The organism is Serratia sp. PF-27 (assembly GCF_030053255.1).
Classification (GTDB): Bacteria; Pseudomonadota; Gammaproteobacteria; order Enterobacterales; family Enterobacteriaceae; genus Serratia; species Serratia bockelmannii.
The window spans coordinates 752,036-769,777 of record NZ_JASGBT010000015.1; the positions used below are offsets into that span (position 1 = coordinate 752,036).

Sequence of the window (17,742 nt, forward strand, 5' to 3'; positions counted from 1 at the left end):
GCCCCTGGCGGTACGGTCGGCCTTGCCGACCACAAGGAGACTGACATGAAAATAACCCGAAAACTGCTGCCTTTGCTGGCGGCGGTGCAATTGGCTATGGCTGGCGCAAGCACGGCCCAGGCGGCCTATCTCTCCGTCGGCTACTTCAACGGCGGCGGCGACGTCACCGCCGGCCCCGGTGGCGATATCGATAAGCTGGACGTCACGCAAATCACCCACCTCAACTATTCGTTCGGCCTGATCTACAACGGCGAGAAAGACGAAACCAATGCGGCGCTGAAAGACCCCGCTCGCCGCCACCAGATCTACCTGTCGCCGAAAGTCACGGCCGATCTGCAACGGCTGCCGGTGCTGCGCAAACAGAACCCCGAGCTGAAAGTGCTGCTGTCAGTCGGTGGCTGGGGCGCACGCGGTTTCTCCGCCGCCGCCGCTACCGCGGAAAACCGGGCGATATTCATTCGCTCCGCGCTGCAGGTGATCGCACAGTACCGGCTGGATGGGATCGATCTGGACTGGGAATACCCGGTGAACGGCGCCTGGGGGCTGGTGGAAAGCCAACCGGCGGATCGCGATAACTTCACCCTGCTGCTGAAAGAGCTTCACCAAGCGCTGGGGCAAGGCAAGCTGTTAACCATCGCCGTCGGGGCCAACGTCAAAAGCCCACAGGAATGGGTCGATGTGAAAAGCATTGCCCCTTACCTCGACTACATCAATCTGATGACTTACGACATGGCTTACGGCACACAGTACTTCAATGCCAACCTGTACGATTCAACGCGTTGGCCAACCGTGGCGGCCGCCGACCGCTACAGCGCCGATTTCGTGGTAAAGCATTATCTGGCTGCCGGACTGAAACCGGCACAGATGAACCTGGGCATCGGTTTCTACGGCCGGGTGCCGAAACGGGCGACCGAGGCGGGCATCGACTGGGACAAACCGGACGCCGCCAAGCATCCGGTGACGCAGCCTGACTTCAGCACGCGCGAAACCGCCCTGTTCAACGCGCTGGGGCTGGATCTCAGCAAAGACACTTACTTTAAATACCACGATATCGTCAGCAAATTGCTCAACGATCCGCAGCATCGTTTTCGCGAACACTGGGATGACGACGCCAAAGTGCCATACTTGACGCTGCAATCCGCCGAAGGCAAGCCGCTGTTTGCCATCTCCTACGAGAACCCGCGTTCGGTGGCCATCAAGGCCGAATACATCAAAAGCCAGGGATTAGGCGGTGCGATGTTCTGGGAATACGGCGCGGACGACAACAACCGGCTGGCACAGCAGCTGGCGGAATCGTTGGGGATTAAGGGCGAAAAACGGTGAGTCGACGGGGCGATGGCGACATCGCCCCGCTTTAGGGTCGCGTTATTGCGGTTTGAGTTTAGCCAGCGGCTCGGCAACGAACTGCTGTTTCAGCTCTTGCTTGCTCTTCATCACAATCTGCCCGTCGGTGCCGATGCTCATGTGCTGCGGATCGACGTTGTGCATCGACTGCCACAGCATCACCGCCTGCAGGCTATTTTCTTTCTGCTCCGGCGTCAGCGCCACGCCGTCCGGCCATTTACCCAGCTCAACCGCCAGTACCAGGCGCTGGTATATCTCGGGCGTCATCGCCGCAATCAGATCTTTCACGTCCATCAGAGCCCTTCTCGCTTACGGATGAATAATTAGCTGAATCGATTTTGTTAGTTAAATTACCACTTAACCGGCCGTTTGGTCGCCATTTTCGCCATCGGTGAAACTCAGCGAGGCGGAGTTGACGCAGTAGCGGTCGCCTGTCGGCTGCGGGCCATCGGGGAAAACGTGCCCCAGGTGCGCGTCGCAGTGGCCGCAGCGGATTTCAACACGATGCATATTATGCGAATTATCATCAAGATAGCGGATTGCATCGGCGGAAACCGGCTCATAAAAACTCGGCCAACCGCAGCCGGAATCGTATTTGGTTTCGGAATAGAACAGCGGCTGGTTGCAGCACAGGCAATGGTACACGCCCTCGCGCTTGTTGTGCAGCAATTTGCCGCTGAACGGCGCTTCAGTACCACGCTGTTGCGTCACATAACGTTGGATTTCATTCAGTTCCGTGACCGGATGACCGGGGGTTGTCTCTTTAGCCATTTGTGCTTATCTCTGAATGTGGATAATGTCAACGAAAACAATGATTAATAATAACAAAAAATTAACACCGCTGCAGGGGTTTTTGGCCTAAACTGTAGCCCATAAAGGCTACGTCACGATGATATGTGATAGCGATCACACATCTTGCGTATGCTGACTTTATACTTGGCGGCTTGTCCCCATATAACGGATGAGGCCAAGCGCAAATGGACTGTGCAATAAGCGTGCAAAACCACCCTTCTGGTTTGACTTGCCGCAAGAATTGACACGATTCCGCTTGACGCTGGGTAAGGTTTTTGTAATTTTACAACCAACCTTTTATTCACTAACAAATAGCTGGTGGAATATATGACTATCAAAGTAGGTATCAACGGTTTTGGCCGTATCGGTCGCATTGTTTTCCGTGCTGCTCAAGAGCGTTCTGACATCGAGATCGTTGCAATCAACGACCTGTTGGACGCAGAGTACATGGCTTACATGCTGAAGTATGACTCTACTCACGGCCGTTTCAACGGTACGGTAGAAGTTAAAGACGGCCACCTGGTTGTTAACGGCAAAACCATCCGTGTTACCGCAGAGAAAGACCCGGCTAACCTGAAGTGGAACGAAGTAGGCGTTGACGTGGTTGCTGAAGCGACCGGTATCTTCCTGACCGACGAAACCGCGCGTAAACACATCACCGCCGGCGCTAAAAAAGTGGTTCTGACTGGCCCATCCAAAGATGCGACCCCAATGTTCGTGCGTGGCGCTAACTTTGACAAATATGCCGGCCAGGACATCGTGTCCAACGCCTCTTGCACCACCAACTGCCTGGCGCCACTGGCTAAAGTCATCAACGACAACTTCGGTATCGTTGAAGGTCTGATGACCACCGTTCACGCGACCACCGCTACTCAGAAAACCGTTGATGGCCCGTCCCACAAAGACTGGCGCGGCGGCCGCGGCGCATCCCAGAACATCATCCCTTCTTCTACCGGCGCAGCGAAAGCGGTTGGCGTGGTTCTGCCAGAGCTGAAAGGCAAACTGACCGGTATGGCGTTCCGCGTACCGACGCCTAACGTATCCGTTGTTGACCTGACCGTACGTCTGGAAAAAGCGGCTACCTACGAAGAAATCAAGAAAGCCATCAAAGACGCCGCTGAAGGTTCTATGAAAGGCGTTCTGGGCTACGTTGAAGACGACGTAGTTTCCACCGATTTCAACGGCGAAGTGCTGACTTCCGTGTTCGATGCCAAAGCCGGTATCGCACTGAACGACAACTTCGTGAAGCTGGTTTCCTGGTACGACAACGAAACCGGTTATTCCAACAAGGTTTTGGATCTGATCGCTCACATCTCCAAGTAATGGCATGATGTTAAGCTGATAATGAGGGCGACATTTTTGTCGCCCTTTTTTATTTGTCTCTCCGGCAAACAATAGGTCATGAAATGAACGAGAAAATTTTCACCCTGCCCGTTTCCGAACAGCTTTCACCTTACATCAGCCAACGTCAGCTCGATGAGCTGGGCGTGGTGGTGGTCTCGCACCCGAAAGTGCGCGCGGCCGTCGCGCTGCAGGGCGCCCATTTGCTGGCCTGGCAGCCCAGCGGTGAGCAGCCGGTAATTTGGCTCAGCAACAATACCCCGTTTGCCAAAGGCAAGGCCATCCGCGGTGGGGTACCGATCTGCTGGCCGTGGTTCGGTCCAGTGGCGCAACCCTCCCACGGCTTTGCCCGTAACCAGCCCTGGAGCCTGACGGCGCACGATGAAGATGACAACGGCGTCATTCTGACCTTCACGCTGAAAGACAATGAGCAGACCCGAAAACTGTGGCCGCACGCCTTCACGCTGATTGCCCGCTTCAAACTGGGTGCAGAGTGCGAGATCGAACTGGAATCGCACGGCGATTATCAGGCCACGGCGGCGCTACATAGCTACTTCCAGGTCGGCGACATCGAACGGGTCAGCGTGGCGGGTCTGGGCGAGCCTTATATCGACAAGGTGGCGGGCGGTGCAGAGGCACGTCAGGCAGGTGAAGTGACCTTCGTCGGCCAAACCGACCGTGTCTATACTCGCCCGGAGGCCTTCAGCCAGATCCGCGATCCGGCGCTCGCACGCACCATCGAGGTTCACCACCATCATATGAGCGACGTCATCGCCTGGAACCCCGGAGCAGAACTCTCCTGCAGCATGGGGGATATGGCGAACGACGGTTACAAGACCATGGTTTGTATCGAGACCGGGCGCGTCAGCAAACCGCTGATCGCCGCCGGCGAGCAACCCGCCCGTTTGGGAGTCACCTTCCGCAGCCGTAAAAAAGCCTGAGGGATCGTGCGCGGCAGCGCACTGCAGATGTGCAAAAGGGGCGCTTGCGCCCCTTTTTAATGCACGCCATGCACGATAATCGTGCAATGCGTGATTAGAAGGTGTAGCTCACACCCGTCATCAACAAACCGGTGTAGGATTTATCCACCATCGGACTGTCTTTTACTTCATCCGACAGCTTCACATAGCGGCCGACGAAGAAAGCGTTCCAGCTCTTGTTGATCTGGTAATTGGCGCTCAGCTCGAGATACGGTGCCCAGCTATCGCCTGGGGTGTAGCTATCCAGGCCGCTGCGGCGGGATTCATTGGCGCTGACGCCGTAGTAATATTTGTTCTGGTTCTTGCTGTTCCACATTACGCCCACGCCCGGGACCAGCGTCAATGCGTCCAGATCAAACTTGTACAGGTAAGCCACATCGCCCACCAGCCCGTTGCTGTTGTTCAGCGTGTCGCCGGTGAAAGTAGTACGGATAGTGCCCCACTCCGCGTTGTGCGAATAGGCCAGGCCGGCCATCAGCGTGCCGCGACGCTTGTCGAGGCGCTTCATGCGATCGTCGTCGCTGTCGCCCGGACGGTAGCCCCATGGCGTGTAGTAACCCATGATGCTCAGCTGGTTTTCTTGATCTTTCCACAGGTAGTAACCGGCGGTCAGAGTACGGAAGTAGAAGTCATCACCTTCATAGTCGATGACGGGCACCGGATAAACGCGGTCCTGATAACCGCGATACGCGTCCGGGCTAACCAGCGCGGCAGCGCCAAGTGACCAGGTCCCCGCCTGAGCACTTTGCGCACAAACCATTGCGGAAGCGATAATTGCTAGCGTTTTGAGTTTTGAAATCTTCACTGGTTCTTTTTCCATAAATTACAGGGTTAATAGCCGCAATAGTTTATGTGAAAATTTAGTTGCGCGCCTAATCTTTACAATAGAAAACGACCAAGATCGAATAACTTATAGCGGAATTATGAATTAATCATGGCGGATCGATGACGTTTTATCCCGCAGGCCGCGCCAGACAAGGCATTTGGCTAACACGGTAATAACTGAGTCATTGATATGACTTAAAAAAAGCTTTTTCTGCGGCAGGAAATTTTCCGGCAAGCAAACTAAGCTTAAATCAGAAGGCGAATTTATCCTGGGCCCAGTGGCATACAGCGCAACTCGCGATAATAAGCGCACCAAGTTGGCATACGGGTTGCTGTACTCAGGCGTATTCTCATCTTCCGGGGGCCAGAACACTATCACACGCTCTCTTTAACCTGTGCTAATAACGAAAGGACGGGCATCATGAACATATTTGACCACTATCGCCAGCGCTACGAAGCTGCCAAGGACGAAGAGTTCACACTGCAGGAATTTCTTACCATTTGCCGGCAAGATCGCAGTGCCTATGCCAACGCGGCCGAACGTCTGCTGATGGCTATCGGTGAACCTGTGATGGTCGACACTGCGCTAGAATCACGCCTGTCGCGCCTGTTCTCCAATCGCGTGATCGCACGCTATCCGGCCTTCGAGGAATTCTATGGCATGGAAGAGGCCATCGAACAGATCGTCTCTTACCTGAAACACGCCGCGCAGGGCCTGGAAGAGAAGAAACAGATCCTTTACCTGCTGGGCCCGGTGGGCGGCGGTAAGTCCTCGCTGGCAGAACGTCTTAAGGCGTTGATGCAGCGCGTGCCCATCTACACCCTCAGCGCCAATGGCGAGCGCAGCCCGGTCAACGATCATCCGCTGTGCCTGTTCAACCCGCAGGAAGATGCCTCGATCCTGGAGAAAGAGTTCAACATCCCGAGTCGCTACCTCGGCACTATCATGTCGCCGTGGGCGGCGAAACGCCTGCATGAGTTCGGCGGCGACATCACCAAATTTAAAGTCGTGAAGGTGCGCCCTTCCATTCTGGAACAGATCGCCATCGCCAAAACCGAACCGGGCGATGAAAACAACCAGGACATCTCGGCGCTGGTCGGTAAAGTGGATATCCGTAAACTGGAGAACCACGCGCAGAACGATCCGGACGCTTACGGTTACTCCGGCGCCCTGTGCCGCGCCAACCAGGGGATTATGGAGTTCGTTGAGATGTTCAAAGCGCCGATCAAGGTGCTGCATCCGCTGCTGACCGCGACCCAGGAAGGCAACTACAACGGCACTGAAGGCATCTCCGCCCTGCCGTTCAGCGGCATTATTCTGGCGCACTCCAACGAATCCGAGTGGGTGACCTTCCGCAACAACAAGAACAACGAAGCGTTCCTCGACCGCGTGTACATCGTCAAAGTACCTTACTGCCTGCGCGTGTCTGAAGAGATCAAAATTTACGACAAGCTGCTGGATCACAGTGAGCTGACCCACGCGCCCTGCGCACCGGGCACCCTCGAAACATTGGCGCGGTTCAGCGTGCTGTCGCGGTTGAAAGAGCCGGAAAACTCGAGCATTTACTCGAAAATGCGCGTGTATGACGGCGAAAGTCTCAAGGATACCGATCCGAAAGCCAAGTCCTATCAGGAGTACCGCGACTACGCTGGGGTTGACGAAGGCATGAACGGCCTCTCCACCCGTTTCGCCTTTAAAATCCTCTCGCGGGTATTCAACTTCGATCACGCCGAGGTGGCGGCCAACCCGGTACACCTGTTCTATGTGCTGGAGCAGCAGATCGAACGCGAACAGTTCCCGCAGGATTTGGCCGAGAAATACCTGGAACACCTGAAAGGCTATCTGATCCCGAAATACGCCGAGTTTATCGGCAAAGAGATCCAGACCGCCTATCTGGAATCCTACTCGGAATATGGACAGAACATTTTTGACCGTTATGTGACCTACGCGGACTTCTGGATCCAGGATCAGGAGTATCGCGATCCTGATACCGGTCAGCTGTTCGATCGTGAGTCTTTGAACGCCGAACTGGAAAAAATTGAAAAACCGGCCGGTATCAGCAACCCGAAAGATTTCCGTAACGAAATCGTGAACTTCGTGCTGCGCGCTCGCGCCAACAACAACGGCCGCAATCCGAACTGGACCAGCTACGAGAAGCTGCGCACCGTGATCGAGAAAAAAATGTTCTCCAATACCGAAGAGCTGTTGCCGGTGATTTCGTTCAACGCCAAAACGTCGACGGACGAGCAGAAAAAACACGACGACTTCGTCGACCGCATGATGGAGAAAGGCTATACCCGCAAGCAGGTGCGCCTGCTGTGTGAATGGTATCTGCGGGTCAGAAAATCCTCATAACGCCTCAGGTAAGCGGCATTATCAGGGCCATGTCCACAGTCATGGACGTTGCAGCGCAGCCCACGGAGGGGCTGGCACATTGCGCTGCCGCGACCGGGACATGAAGAGTTGGCAACGTCGTTTGGGGGAAGTATGGCCTATTTCATTGACCGACGGCTGAACGGCAAAAACAAGAGCATGGTGAACCGCCAGCGCTTCTTGCGCCGTTACAAGTCGCAAATCAAACAGTCGATTGCCGAAGCCATCAACAAGCGTTCGGTCACCGACGTAGACAGCGGGGAGTCGGTCTCCATCCCCACTGACGATATCAACGAACCGATGTTTCATCAGGGGCGCGGCGGCACTCGCCATCGCGTTCACCCGGGCAATGACCACTTCGTGCAGAACGATCGCGTTGAGCGGCCTCAGGGCGGCGCAGGCGGTGGCGGCGGCCAAGGGAACGCCAGTCAGGACGGTGAGGGCCAGGATGAATTCGTCTTCCAGATATCCAAAGATGAGTATCTCGATCTTTTGTTCGAGGATCTCGCCCTGCCCAACTTGAAGAAGAATCAGTACAAGCAATTGACCGAGTTCAAAACCCATCGCGCCGGCTATACCGCCAACGGCGTGCCGGCCAACATCAGCGTCGTGCGTTCGCTGCAGAACTCGCTGGCGCGGCGTACCGCCATGACCGCCGGTAAAAGACGCGCGTTGCACGAGTTGGAAGACGCGCTGACCCAGTTGGAAAACACCGAACCCGTGCAATTGCTGGAAGAGGAGCGGCTGCGCAAAGAAATTGCCGAACTGCGCAAGAAAATCGAAAGCGTGCCGTTTATCGATACCTTCGACCTGCGCTACAAAAACTATGAGCGCCGGCCGGAGCCCTCGAGCCAGGCGGTGATGTTCTGCCTGATGGACGTGTCCGGTTCGATGGATCAGGCGACCAAAGACATGGCCAAGCGTTTTTACATTCTGCTTTATCTGTTCCTGAGCCGAACCTACAAAAACGTTGAGGTGGTCTATATTCGCCATCACACCCAGGCAAAAGAGGTGGATGAACAGGAGTTCTTCTATTCACAGGAAACCGGCGGCACCATCGTCTCCAGTGCGCTGAAATTGATGAACGACGTCGTCGAAGAACGTTATGACCCGGCGCAATGGAATATCTACGCCGCGCAAGCCTCGGACGGCGACAACTGGGCCGACGATTCACCGCTGTGCCATGAACTGTTGGCGAAGAAGATCCTGCCGATGGTGCGTTATTATAGCTACATAGAGATCACTCGCCGCGCTCACCAAACGCTGTGGCGTGAATATGAGGATCTGCAGGCGAAGTTCGACAACTTCGCCATGCAGCATATCCGCGAACCGGACGATATCTATCCGGTATTCCGCGAACTGTTTCGCAAGCAGACCGTGTGAATAACATCGCGTGAATGTCACCACAGCCGGAAAACGCCGTTTTCCGGCTGTTTCTTTTCCGCATTATATTTACATCATCCGTGTTTGTTTTTTACACAATAACAATGTCAATAATAAGTCGCGTTCCCCAGAACGACCCTCTCTATTATTTGTTCTTCTGAGGTTATTCCTAAACATTCGCCTCCACGTCCACACGGCTTGATAGGAATATTCCCATTCAGTTATCGTTATCCCATCGCTTAAGACCTTTCCTAAGCGAAATTTGCCTCATTTTATTTTTCTATGGCTTCTCAGCCCGCTGCGGCGGGCATCTACCTGTCAGCAGGTTAAACATCATGATCGACTACACCCTCTATGGCCTCAACAAACACGACGTTGATGAATACCATAAGCAAATATGCTGCCTGCTCGGCAAAAACGTGCTTCTGGTGCTGACCGCCAACAAGCCGATAACCAAACAGAACCTGCTCGCCAGCCTTATCCAGGAGATAGAAAAACAGCCCGATGATTATTTTCAGAGGCTGCATCGTGCGGCAATAGAAATGATCGGGGTTAACGGGCGTTAAGGCGATATGCGTAAGGCAGACATCTACGCCATTATTGCCACCGCCGTCGTGCTGATGATGCTGTTAATCATTAATATCGATAGCGATATCAGCGTTTATCCTTAATGGGCCCCTATTACGCCGGCTCTTTAGCCCGGCGTAATAGGCAGCGGAGGAATAGTCTGTCACCTTTTATTCCGAAGAACCTTTCGGCTCTTGCTTTATTGCGAACCGGCCGCTTCGTCAATCAAACTCGCCACCTCCTCGGCGTGAGAGACCAGCGAGGCGTGGCTGGCATTGAGTACCATCACTTTCTTAGGCTGCAGCCGCTGCGCCATACGTCGCTGATTCTCCGGGGCTATCATGCGATCGTCGCTGGAGAGTTGATACCATGACGGTTTATGTTTCCAGGCAGGTTCACCGAGGGTGTTACCAAAGGTATCAGCCAGCGGAGCCTTCTGCGTCACCGCCATCACCAGCGCCTCGTCGGCGGTCAGATCCTGGCAAAAGCTTTCGTGAAACTTGTCGGTTTTGATCCACAGATAACCGTCGCTGTCCGGGGTCAAATTCTCGACTGCCGCAGGAGGATGCGCTTGCGTAATACCGCCGGCACTTTCACCGGCATCCGGCGCAAACGCGGCGATGTAGACCAGGCCAACCACGTTAGGCTGGTTGCCCATTTCCGTGATCACGGCACCACCGTAAGAGTGCCCTACCAACACTACCGGTCCCGCTTGCTGCGCGACCATCTTACGCGTACGTTCCGCATCCTCAGCCAACGAGGTCAACGGCATTTCTACCGCATGAATCGCCGAATAGCCCCTGCGTGACAACTCGATGATAACCTTACTCCAGTGCGCGGCGCCGCCCCAGAATCCATGTACCAGCACGATAGTGGGGTTTGTGCTCATTGCCGACTCCTCATCTCATAGGAAAGCGCCGTAGACAGATGAACGGCCCCCCTTAAGAGACACGCCTGGCTGCCTTCGACGTCACACAGTCCCTATTTTATATAGTCAGCCCCACAGCGTTCAGCAATAGCTACGACGAGTTAACGTCCCCTGCTTTTCCGGCGTCGCCACGGCCTATCGACGCGGCTTACGCCGCAATGCCAGAGAAAAAAACGGGATTAAAACTAGGATTTTTACCCATGACGATCTAAAATTTCGCGCAAAAACAAAGAGAAGTAAATTTGACTCACGGGAAAAGGAATGAAGTTGTGAAGGAAATGATCTCCATCGTTTTTATGGCATGCCTGCTGGCGCTGCTGTTTTCGTGGCTGTTCGTCTACGGTCTTAACATTCATTAAACCTACAACGACAACAATCCCTCTTCCCGACTCGTCAGCGGCGCATCGTTACGATGCGCTAAAACCGACGCTTAAAGGGCTCGCGAACGGACAACGGCACTTCACCTCAGCCTTTTTGCCGCAAATACATCATTAATTTTTATGAATTATAGACTCATCGCGTTTCCCCCCCTCACAGGCCCTTTTACTGCTCAGCGGAGTTCCTCCAAAACGATGGCTTGCCTGACGCAGAATGTTACCGGTAACTATACTGTTGATTTCTTTTGGTAATAAACGTAAAGCCGTTAATAACCCCACGTTCTTTATAGAAATGAATTATGCGTCCTTATGAATAAAGGTTTGAATAAACGGCCTTTGGTCATTGATTATCCCCCGCCAAGCTCCTAGAATTCGCGCGTAAAAATACAATTGGGATCGGGTTTCATGTCGCCGCTGTGGGTTGCAACGCAATACTGTTATTTTATTGGTCTTTTAGTTTCTATGGTTTTCACCTACCTGGTTAGCCGGGACACCGTCAAAATTCGCTGTATCAGCGCAGTGACCATCGGGTTAACCTGGCCGTTGAGCCTGCCGGTCGTGTTGCTGTTTTCGCTGTTCTAACGCCCCCCATGCCGCGCGGTGGCTTTTAAGCAATCGTGTTAATGAAATGAGGCTAACCACCGACGTCGTGGTTTTGGGCGAGGGATAAAAAAACGCCAGCGCAAGGCTGGCATGAAAACTGGAAGCAATGTGAGCAATGTCGTGCCGGATCGGGGGGCACAGAAGGAGACAACCCTTTTCCCCTCACCGGCGAAACAAATGATAATACGTCTCATTATTGAATGTAAAGTCATTTCCCCACGCAACTTTTTCCCTTTGGAAAACTATCAGCCGCGCGGCGCTCGCCAGCGCTGATACAGTCGCCCTCCCCCCCACACCAGCAGCCAGAGCAAAACATTGAACCCCAACCATAGCATCAGCAAATAGAAGAAAGTCTGATAGCTGGGTATGCCCCGATCGGCCAAAAACGGGTTAAAGTGAAAAAATTTGACGATCGCGAACGGATTAAGATTGAAACGGTTGAACACGGCCGTCGTCAACAACGGTGGCAACAGTGTGTAAAATGTCAGGCTGAACAGCAGCAGGATTTTTGTGCCAGAAGTGTTTTTATAATCTCTCATATCAATGTATTACGTCTTCCATTGTGGCGGGAAAACCGCCAGACATTCGCACGCTAATCGACCCCGCAAGCGCCAAAGAGTTCCAGGTCAACGCGGAAATAAAGCCGTTCATGCGTTTAATTGTCATTTAGCGCACGGGTGATATATACCCAGTGGATTTAAAATTACGATGTCGCCGCGTCGTCTTCAACCGCAGCGTTTGCATGGCATCATCAGGAGGCATTAATGAAACCGGACGCACTCTCCCTGCCGCCGAACCCGAAAAAGCTCAAAGTCATCTACGGCTGGTATATTTACGTGATCTATATCCTGCTGGTTTTCAACATTTACATGGCGGTCTACAACGTCTGCGTTCGGCATCCGATCGAGGCCCCGCTACTGTCGCTTTTTCACAGCCTGTTCATCGCGTTGATGCTGCAGCAGGTACTCAGGAAGAACGTCGTTTTCGCCTGGATCTTGCTGAGCTATTTTATTCTGATGCGCCTCTATTACGCCAATGTGCTGCATGTCGAGTTCACGCTGGTGAGCCGCGGCCTGGTGCTGCTGATTCTGACGCTGCTGCTGACCGGCGGCGTGGCCGTCGGGCAGTTGGCCACGCCGCCGCAGCGACATGACTGGCTGGCGCGGCTGGGCTGGCGGCAATGGGGAGCGCTCATGGCGCTGGCGGCCATCCTGACCCCGTTGATTACCACCGACTATCTGGGGTAAACAGACTGCTACTTGGGGATATGAGGTTCGGAAATGTCTACGACGCGGCATATTTTAGTGAAGTTGCCCGCCTTCTCACAGATCTTGTCCGTGACGAACATGCTAAGGTAGCCCAGCAACAGCAAGTAGCCGACCATGCACAGAATAAAGATAAGCGTTCTCACCGATAACGACCAACCTGATAAGAGTATCCCGAGCATCATAACCTGAACGCGGCGCTTTAAAAGGATTTCATGTGCGCATCGGCCCGCATCGGCGCACGTTCTGTAGTAATATTAAGCCACCACGCCTACCACCGGAAACGCCGATGCACCATCTGATGTTAGACATTGAAACCCTGGACACAAAACCTAGCGCCGTCATTCTGGTGGTTGCGGCGGTGTTTTTCGATCCCCGAACCGGGGAACTGGGCGCCGAATTCGAAGCCGCCGTCAGTTGCCAGAAAGAGCAACCGGGCCGCACCATCAGCCTGGATACGGTTGCCTGGTGGGCGAAACAGTCCGACGAAGCGCGCAAACAGGCCTTCGGCGGCACCGAGAGCCTGAAACGCGTGTTGAGCAGCCTCAGCCGCTTTATCCATATGAACAGCACCGATACGGTGAAAGTCTGGGGCAACGGCAAAGAGTTCGACTGTGCGATCCTCGAACACGCCTTCCAGCAGCTGGAAATGCCCTGCCCGTGGAAATTCTGGGATACTCAGGACGTGCGCACGGTGATCACGTTGGCAGAACTTCACGGCTTTAACCCCAAAAAGACACGCCCGTTCGAAGGCATGCCGCACCGTGCGTTGGATGATGCTCGCCACCAGGCCCGTTACGTGGCCGATGCCGTCTCGGCGCTCTATTACCGCCAGGGGGCGTAGCGCTGACCCGCTTTGCCCCTTTTCATTTGTCGCCGGAGTCTCTACTCTAGCCCTCTTTGTCACTCGGACGTGCCTTTCCTGTTATGCAAAAGTTTCTGTTTATGCTTCTCAGCCTGGTGCTGCTCGGCCCATTAGGCATCGATCTTTACCTGCCGACCATTCCCGCCATTGCCGTCGGCCTGGGCAGCAGCGAAGCGCTGATCCAATCCACCATTTCACTGTTTATTCTGGTGCTCGGCCTCGGCCAGGTCATCGCCGGCCCGCTGGTGGATAACTATGGCCGCAAGCCGGTGGCGCTGGCCGGCATTATCCTCTACATGATCGGCGCCGCGATGGCGGCGCTGGCTACCAGCCCGACGCTTTTCATCGCTTCGCGTCTGCTGCAAGGGGTGGCGGTTTGCTGCACCGCCGTCGTCGCCTTCAGCGGCGTGCGCGACCGCCTGAATGGTGACGACGCTGCCCGCGCCTTCGGCTTTCTCAATGGCACGCTGAACATCATCCCCGCGCTGGCACCGCTGCTCGGCGGCCTGCTCGCCGAAGCCTTCGGCTGGCGAGCCCCTTTCTGGTTCCTGGTCGGTTATGCGCTGCTGGTGTTGGTGCTCATCGCGCTGCGCCTGCCGGAAACCCGCCCTGCCGACACCGTCCCGGTCAAGGGGCTGCCGGTACGCCAATATGCGCGCATCCTCAGCGAACGGCGTTTCCTTTCCTTTGCGGTAGTGAACTCCGGGGCGATGGGCATGGCGCTGACCTACGTTTCCCTGGCACCGAACGTGCTGATGGGCACCGCCGGCCTGACCCCGCTGCAATTTTCGCTGGTGTTCGGCGCCAACGGTTTCTGGATCATGCTGGTCAGCTTCTTCGCCAACCGCATCATCCACAAGGTAGGCCGTCCGGTTTGCCTGGCGACCGGCGGCATTTTGATGGGGCTGGGCTGTCTGGGGTTGCTGCTGGGCGTCATGCTGCTGCCCGCGGCGGCGCAAGCGCACTGGCTGGCGTATATGCTGCCGGTCGCCAGCGCCTGCGCCGGGTTGGCGTTCGTGATGGGTCCGGCCACCAGCTACGCGTTGGAGCCGTACTCCAATGAGGCAGGCGTCGCGTCCGCGCTGGTCGGTTTCGTACAGATGGCCGGCGGTGCCGCACTGGGGCTGGTGGCGATGGCGTTGCCGTTGCAGCCGAAGTTGTCGCTGGCATTGGTCATGCTGGCGGGCTGCCTGCTGGCGCTGCACGCACGGCGGCTCAGCAAGCAGATTAAAGGGCAGATAAAAAAAGTCGCCTGAGCCGCGGCTCAGGCTTCGGTGACGACCGGCACCCGCGCCGCTAACGCCGACAGCAGCTCATAACCCAACGTTCCTGCCGCCGTGGCCACCTCGTCCACCGGCAGGTGTTTCCCCCACAGCTCCACGTCGGCGCCCAATTCGACTTGTGGACAGGGCGTCAGATCCACCGCCAGCATATCCATCGACACCGTTCCCAGGGTGCGCGTCAGCACGCCGTCAACCCACACCGGCGTACCGGTCGGCGCATGACGCGGATAGCCGTCGGCGTAACCGCAGGCCACCACGCCGATACGCTGCGTGCCGGCGGCGCTGTAACGGCCGCCGTACCCCACGCGATCGCCAGACTTCAGTTGCTGAATGCCGATGATCTCGCTGCTCAGCGTCATCGCCGGCTGCAGCCCCGTCCCCGCAACATCATTCCAGCAACCGCTCGGCGAAGCGCCATAGAGAACAATCCCAGGGCGGACCCAACTGCCGTGGGTCGAAGGGTGCCACAGCGTGGCGGCCGAGTTGGCCAGGCAGCGCGGCAACGGTATATCGACTGCCGCTGCCTCGATAGTGGCCATCTGCTGGGCCACGCCTTCCGGGCCGTCGGCGGTGGCGAAATGGCTCATCAGCGTAAGCTCGCCGATATTGGCAACCGCCTGCGCCCTGCGCCACACCTCATGCAGCCGATCGGGTGCGAACCCCAACCGATTCATGCCGCTGTTCACTTTCAGATAGACATTGAGCGGCGCGTTCAGCGTGGCGTCGGCGATCGCCGACAGCTGCCAGTCGCTGTGCACCGCCGTCGTCAGGCGATAACGGTCGAGCAACGCCAGATCCTGCGGCTGGAAGAATCCCTCCAGCAGAAGAATCGGCCCTTGCCAACCCGACTCGCGCAGCAGCACCGCTTCGGCCAGATCCAGCATGGCGAAGCCGTCGGTTTGCGCCATGCTGCGCCAAACGTGTTTGATGCCGTGGCCATAGGCGTTGGCCTTGACCACCGCCCAAACTTTGGCGCCGGGAGCGAAACGGCGCACCACCTGCAGGTTATTTTCAATCGCGCCGAGATGCATCGTGGCGGTTATCGGACGGGGCATCGGTTCTCCTTGGGGCAGCGTACAGCGGCCACGCGCGCCTGCGCGTGGCCGGAAAAGTCTATGACAACATCGACGATTAACGTGCGGGATGCACGTCGTTCAGCGGAACCGCGTGTTGCTGGCGAAACCCGGCGCTGTAACGCGCCACCGCCAGGTCATCGGAAGGGATCGCCGGCGTAATGCCGGACATCAGATCGGACAACAACTGCCCGGAGCCGCAGGCCATCGTCCAGCCCAACGTGCCATGCCCGGTATTGAGATACAGGTTCTTCAGCGAAGTGCGGCCGACAATTGGCGTGCCGTCCGGCGTCATCGGCCGCAGGCCGGTCCAGAACGTCGCCTCTTCCACTCTGCCGCCGTTCGGGTAGAGATCGCGCACCACCATCTCCAGCGTTTCGCGCCGTTTTTGCTCCAGCTGGGTATTGAAACCGACGATCTCCGCCATGCCGCCGACGCGAATGCGCTGGTCAAAACGCGTGATGGCGATTTTATACGTCTCATCCAATACCGTAGAGAACGGCGCCGCCGCTTCGTCGGTGATAGGAATGGTCAACGAATAGCCCTTCAGCGGGTAAACCGGAATGGACACCAGGCCGCGCAGCAGCGCCGTGGAGTACGAGCCGAACGCCACCACATAGCTGTCGGCCTTAAACACTTCCTCGCCGCACTGGACACCGGCGATCTTGTCGCCTTCAACCAGCAGACGATCGACGCCGCGGTTGAACAGGAAGGTTACGCCCGCCTGCTCTGCCATCTTCGCCAACTGTTGCGTAAACAGCTGGCAATCGCCGGTCTCGTCGTTCGGCAACTGCAGGCCGCCGGTCAGCTTGTGCGCCACCTGCGCCAACGCCGGCTCGACGCTACCGAGTTGGCCGGCTTCCAGCAATCGGTAAGGCACGCCGGCATCTTCCAATACCGCAATGTCTTTCGCGGCGTTTTCGAACTGTTGTTGAGTGCGGAACAGCTGCAGCGTGCCGCCCTGGCGACCTTCGTACTGGATACCGGTTTCCTGACGCAGCGCCTTGATACAATCGCGGCTGTATTCCGCCAGACGTACCATGCGGCCTTTGTTGGTCATGTAGTGTTCGGTGTTGCAGTTTTTCAGCATCTGCCACATCCAGTTCAGCTGGAAGCTGCTGCCATCGAGACGGATGGCCAGCGGCGCATGGCGCTGGAACATCCACTTGATGGCCTTAAGCGGCACGCCCGGCGCCGCCCAGGGTGCGGCATAGCCCGGTGAGATCTGCCCAGCGTTCGCAGCGCTGGTTTCCAGTGCGGGGCCTGGCTGACGATCGATCACCGTCACCTCATGCCCCGCCTTCGCCAAATACCAGGCACTGGCTACGCCCACCACTCCACTACCTAAAATTACCACTCGCATCGCTGACTCCAGCCTAAGGCTTCACAAAGCATAATCTTCTGCTCACAGGAAATTAACTCAGTGAAAAAATCCGTCCAACAACTTCGTCATCAAACGTGACAATATTCACAATTAATTTATCGTCGATAGGTCATGCATTTGCAATAGCCACCTGAAAATAGCGATAAGATGCGGTTTAGAGGGGCCTATGGCGTCAAACCGCCGCTGAATAGATAGCAATGCTATCAATGATAGCAATCAAAAAAGGCGTAATAAGCAACATTGATTTAACAGAATATAAAAATACCAGCCAATACATAAGCAGAACAAAAAACCAATAAAATAAAAAATTCCAACATAACAAACAAAGAGAGCCCCCTCCCTCCGCAGCAGAAAAATC

17 protein-coding genes are annotated in these 17,742 nt (G+C 55.8%); 10 read left to right on the forward strand and 7 right to left on the reverse strand.

All coding sequences use genetic code 11. The annotated features are described in order from the left end of the window. The first annotated feature begins 45 nt into the window (after positions 1–45). A complete protein-coding gene (gene chiD, locus QMZ29_RS08415; RefSeq protein WP_261424849.1) occupies positions 46–1,323 on the forward strand; it encodes a chitinase ChiD in 1,278 nt (425 codons plus the stop codon). Positions 1,324–1,365: 42 nt separating this feature from the next. On the opposite strand, the gene QMZ29_RS08420 is transcribed toward chiD, so the two are convergent. Then, a complete protein-coding gene (locus QMZ29_RS08420; protein ID WP_025303093.1) occupies positions 1,366–1,638 on the reverse strand; it encodes a YeaC family protein in 273 nt (90 codons plus the stop codon). A gap of 63 nt (positions 1,639–1,701) precedes the next feature. Beyond that, on the reverse strand, positions 1,702–2,115 hold the full coding sequence (gene msrB, locus QMZ29_RS08425; protein WP_004932219.1) for a peptide-methionine (R)-S-oxide reductase MsrB: 414 nt from the start codon (positions 2,113–2,115) through the stop codon (positions 1,702–1,704). Between the two features lie 348 nt (positions 2,116–2,463). On the opposite strand from msrB, the gene gapA reads away from it, so the two are divergent. Continuing rightward, positions 2,464–3,459: a glyceraldehyde-3-phosphate dehydrogenase gene (gene gapA / locus QMZ29_RS08430; RefSeq protein WP_004932222.1), complete on the forward strand. Its 996-nt coding sequence runs from the start codon at positions 2,464–2,466 to the stop codon at positions 3,457–3,459. A gap of 83 nt (positions 3,460–3,542) precedes the next feature. Then, entirely contained in the window at positions 3,543–4,418 is an 876-nt protein-coding gene (locus QMZ29_RS08435) for a D-hexose-6-phosphate mutarotase (protein ID WP_261424854.1), read from the forward strand. 94 nt (positions 4,419–4,512) lie between these two features. Here QMZ29_RS08435 and QMZ29_RS08440 read toward each other — a convergent pair whose 3' ends face one another. Both QMZ29_RS08440 and QMZ29_RS08445 read right to left on the reverse strand, forming a co-directional pair. Beyond that, entirely contained in the window at positions 4,513–5,277 is a 765-nt protein-coding gene (locus QMZ29_RS08440) for a MipA/OmpV family protein (RefSeq protein ID WP_025303095.1), read from the reverse strand. A gap of 108 nt (positions 5,278–5,385) precedes the next feature. Continuing rightward, on the reverse strand, positions 5,386–5,661 hold the full coding sequence (locus QMZ29_RS08445; protein ID WP_173889450.1) for a hypothetical protein: 276 nt from the start codon (positions 5,659–5,661) through the stop codon (positions 5,386–5,388). Between the two features lie 42 nt (positions 5,662–5,703). On the opposite strand from QMZ29_RS08445, the gene yeaG reads away from it, so the two are divergent. The 3 genes from yeaG to QMZ29_RS08460 all read left to right on the forward strand — a co-directional run bounded on the left by yeaG (position 5,704) and on the right by QMZ29_RS08460 (position 9,605). Beyond that, the gene (yeaG, locus tag QMZ29_RS08450) at positions 5,704–7,638 is read left to right on the forward strand and encodes a protein kinase YeaG (RefSeq protein ID WP_025303096.1); all 1,935 of its coding nucleotides are present in this window, start codon (positions 5,704–5,706) and stop codon (positions 7,636–7,638) included. Between the two features lie 132 nt (positions 7,639–7,770). Beyond that, positions 7,771–9,039 carry a YeaH/YhbH family protein gene (locus QMZ29_RS08455; RefSeq protein WP_004932234.1) on the forward strand — a complete coding sequence of 423 codons (1,269 nt, stop codon included), beginning with the start codon at positions 7,771–7,773 and terminating at the stop codon, positions 9,037–9,039. A gap of 335 nt (positions 9,040–9,374) precedes the next feature. Continuing rightward, positions 9,375–9,605 carry a biofilm development regulator YmgB/AriR family protein gene (locus tag QMZ29_RS08460; protein ID WP_004932237.1) on the forward strand — a complete coding sequence of 77 codons (231 nt, stop codon included), beginning with the start codon at positions 9,375–9,377 and terminating at the stop codon, positions 9,603–9,605. Positions 9,606–9,805: 200 nt separating this feature from the next. Here the strand turns inward: QMZ29_RS08460 and QMZ29_RS08465 are convergent, their stop codons facing one another. Beyond that, positions 9,806–10,495 carry an alpha/beta hydrolase gene (locus QMZ29_RS08465; RefSeq protein WP_173889453.1) on the reverse strand — a complete coding sequence of 230 codons (690 nt, stop codon included), beginning with the start codon at positions 10,493–10,495 and terminating at the stop codon, positions 9,806–9,808. 821 nt (positions 10,496–11,316) lie between these two features. On the opposite strand from QMZ29_RS08465, the gene QMZ29_RS08470 reads away from it, so the two are divergent. The 4 genes from QMZ29_RS08470 to QMZ29_RS08490 all read left to right on the forward strand — a co-directional run bounded on the left by QMZ29_RS08470 (position 11,317) and on the right by QMZ29_RS08490 (position 14,900). Next, the gene (locus QMZ29_RS08470) at positions 11,317–11,493 is read left to right on the forward strand and encodes a GhoT/OrtT family toxin (RefSeq protein ID WP_025303098.1); all 177 of its coding nucleotides are present in this window, start codon (positions 11,317–11,319) and stop codon (positions 11,491–11,493) included. 785 nt (positions 11,494–12,278) lie between these two features. Further along, a complete protein-coding gene (locus QMZ29_RS08480; protein WP_025303100.1) occupies positions 12,279–12,761 on the forward strand; it encodes a hypothetical protein in 483 nt (160 codons plus the stop codon). A 307-nt stretch (positions 12,762–13,068) separates the two neighbouring features. Further along, on the forward strand, positions 13,069–13,623 hold the full coding sequence (locus QMZ29_RS08485) for a 3'-5' exonuclease (RefSeq protein WP_038629407.1): 555 nt from the start codon (positions 13,069–13,071) through the stop codon (positions 13,621–13,623). Positions 13,624–13,706: 83 nt separating this feature from the next. Continuing rightward, positions 13,707–14,900: a multidrug effflux MFS transporter gene (locus QMZ29_RS08490; protein ID WP_025303101.1), complete on the forward strand. Its 1,194-nt coding sequence runs from the start codon at positions 13,707–13,709 to the stop codon at positions 14,898–14,900. Between the two features lie 8 nt (positions 14,901–14,908). Here the strand turns inward: QMZ29_RS08490 and dadX are convergent, their stop codons facing one another. Both dadX and QMZ29_RS08500 read right to left on the reverse strand, forming a co-directional pair. Beyond that, positions 14,909–15,982 (reverse strand): catabolic alanine racemase DadX, encoded by a 1,074-nt coding sequence (gene dadX, locus QMZ29_RS08495; RefSeq protein ID WP_197769170.1) that lies wholly within the window; start codon positions 15,980–15,982, stop codon positions 14,909–14,911. A gap of 76 nt (positions 15,983–16,058) precedes the next feature. Then, positions 16,059–17,363 (reverse strand): D-amino acid dehydrogenase, encoded by a 1,305-nt coding sequence (locus QMZ29_RS08500; RefSeq protein WP_049295776.1) that lies wholly within the window; start codon positions 17,361–17,363, stop codon positions 16,059–16,061. Positions 17,364–17,742 lie beyond the last annotated feature (379 nt).

Bases quoted from the DNA above. Each gene is read 5' to 3' on its own strand.
- chiD (WP_261424849.1), top strand. From the start codon at position 46: ATGAAAATAACCCGAAAACTGCTGCCTTTGCTGGCGGCGGTGCAATTG.
- QMZ29_RS08420 (WP_025303093.1), bottom strand. From the start codon at position 1,638: ATGGACGTGAAAGATCTGATTGCGGCGATGACGCCCGAGATATACCAG.
- msrB (WP_004932219.1), bottom strand. From the start codon at position 2,115: ATGGCTAAAGAGACAACCCCCGGTCATCCGGTCACGGAACTGAATGAA.
- gapA (WP_004932222.1), top strand. From the start codon at position 2,464: ATGACTATCAAAGTAGGTATCAACGGTTTTGGCCGTATCGGTCGCATT.
- QMZ29_RS08435 (WP_261424854.1), top strand. From the start codon at position 3,543: ATGAACGAGAAAATTTTCACCCTGCCCGTTTCCGAACAGCTTTCACCT.
- QMZ29_RS08440 (WP_025303095.1), bottom strand. From the start codon at position 5,277: ATGGAAAAAGAACCAGTGAAGATTTCAAAACTCAAAACGCTAGCAATT.
- yeaG (WP_025303096.1), top strand. From the start codon at position 5,704: ATGAACATATTTGACCACTATCGCCAGCGCTACGAAGCTGCCAAGGAC.
- QMZ29_RS08455 (WP_004932234.1), top strand. From the start codon at position 7,771: ATGGCCTATTTCATTGACCGACGGCTGAACGGCAAAAACAAGAGCATG.
- QMZ29_RS08460 (WP_004932237.1), top strand. From the start codon at position 9,375: ATGATCGACTACACCCTCTATGGCCTCAACAAACACGACGTTGATGAA.
- QMZ29_RS08465 (WP_173889453.1), bottom strand. From the start codon at position 10,495: ATGAGCACAAACCCCACTATCGTGCTGGTACATGGATTCTGGGGCGGC.
- QMZ29_RS08470 (WP_025303098.1), top strand. From the start codon at position 11,317: ATGTCGCCGCTGTGGGTTGCAACGCAATACTGTTATTTTATTGGTCTT.
- QMZ29_RS08480 (WP_025303100.1), top strand. From the start codon at position 12,279: ATGAAACCGGACGCACTCTCCCTGCCGCCGAACCCGAAAAAGCTCAAA.
- QMZ29_RS08485 (WP_038629407.1), top strand. From the start codon at position 13,069: ATGCACCATCTGATGTTAGACATTGAAACCCTGGACACAAAACCTAGC.
- QMZ29_RS08490 (WP_025303101.1), top strand. From the start codon at position 13,707: ATGCAAAAGTTTCTGTTTATGCTTCTCAGCCTGGTGCTGCTCGGCCCA.
- dadX (WP_197769170.1), bottom strand. From the start codon at position 15,982: ATGCCCCGTCCGATAACCGCCACGATGCATCTCGGCGCGATTGAAAAT.
- QMZ29_RS08500 (WP_049295776.1), bottom strand. From the start codon at position 17,363: ATGCGAGTGGTAATTTTAGGTAGTGGAGTGGTGGGCGTAGCCAGTGCC.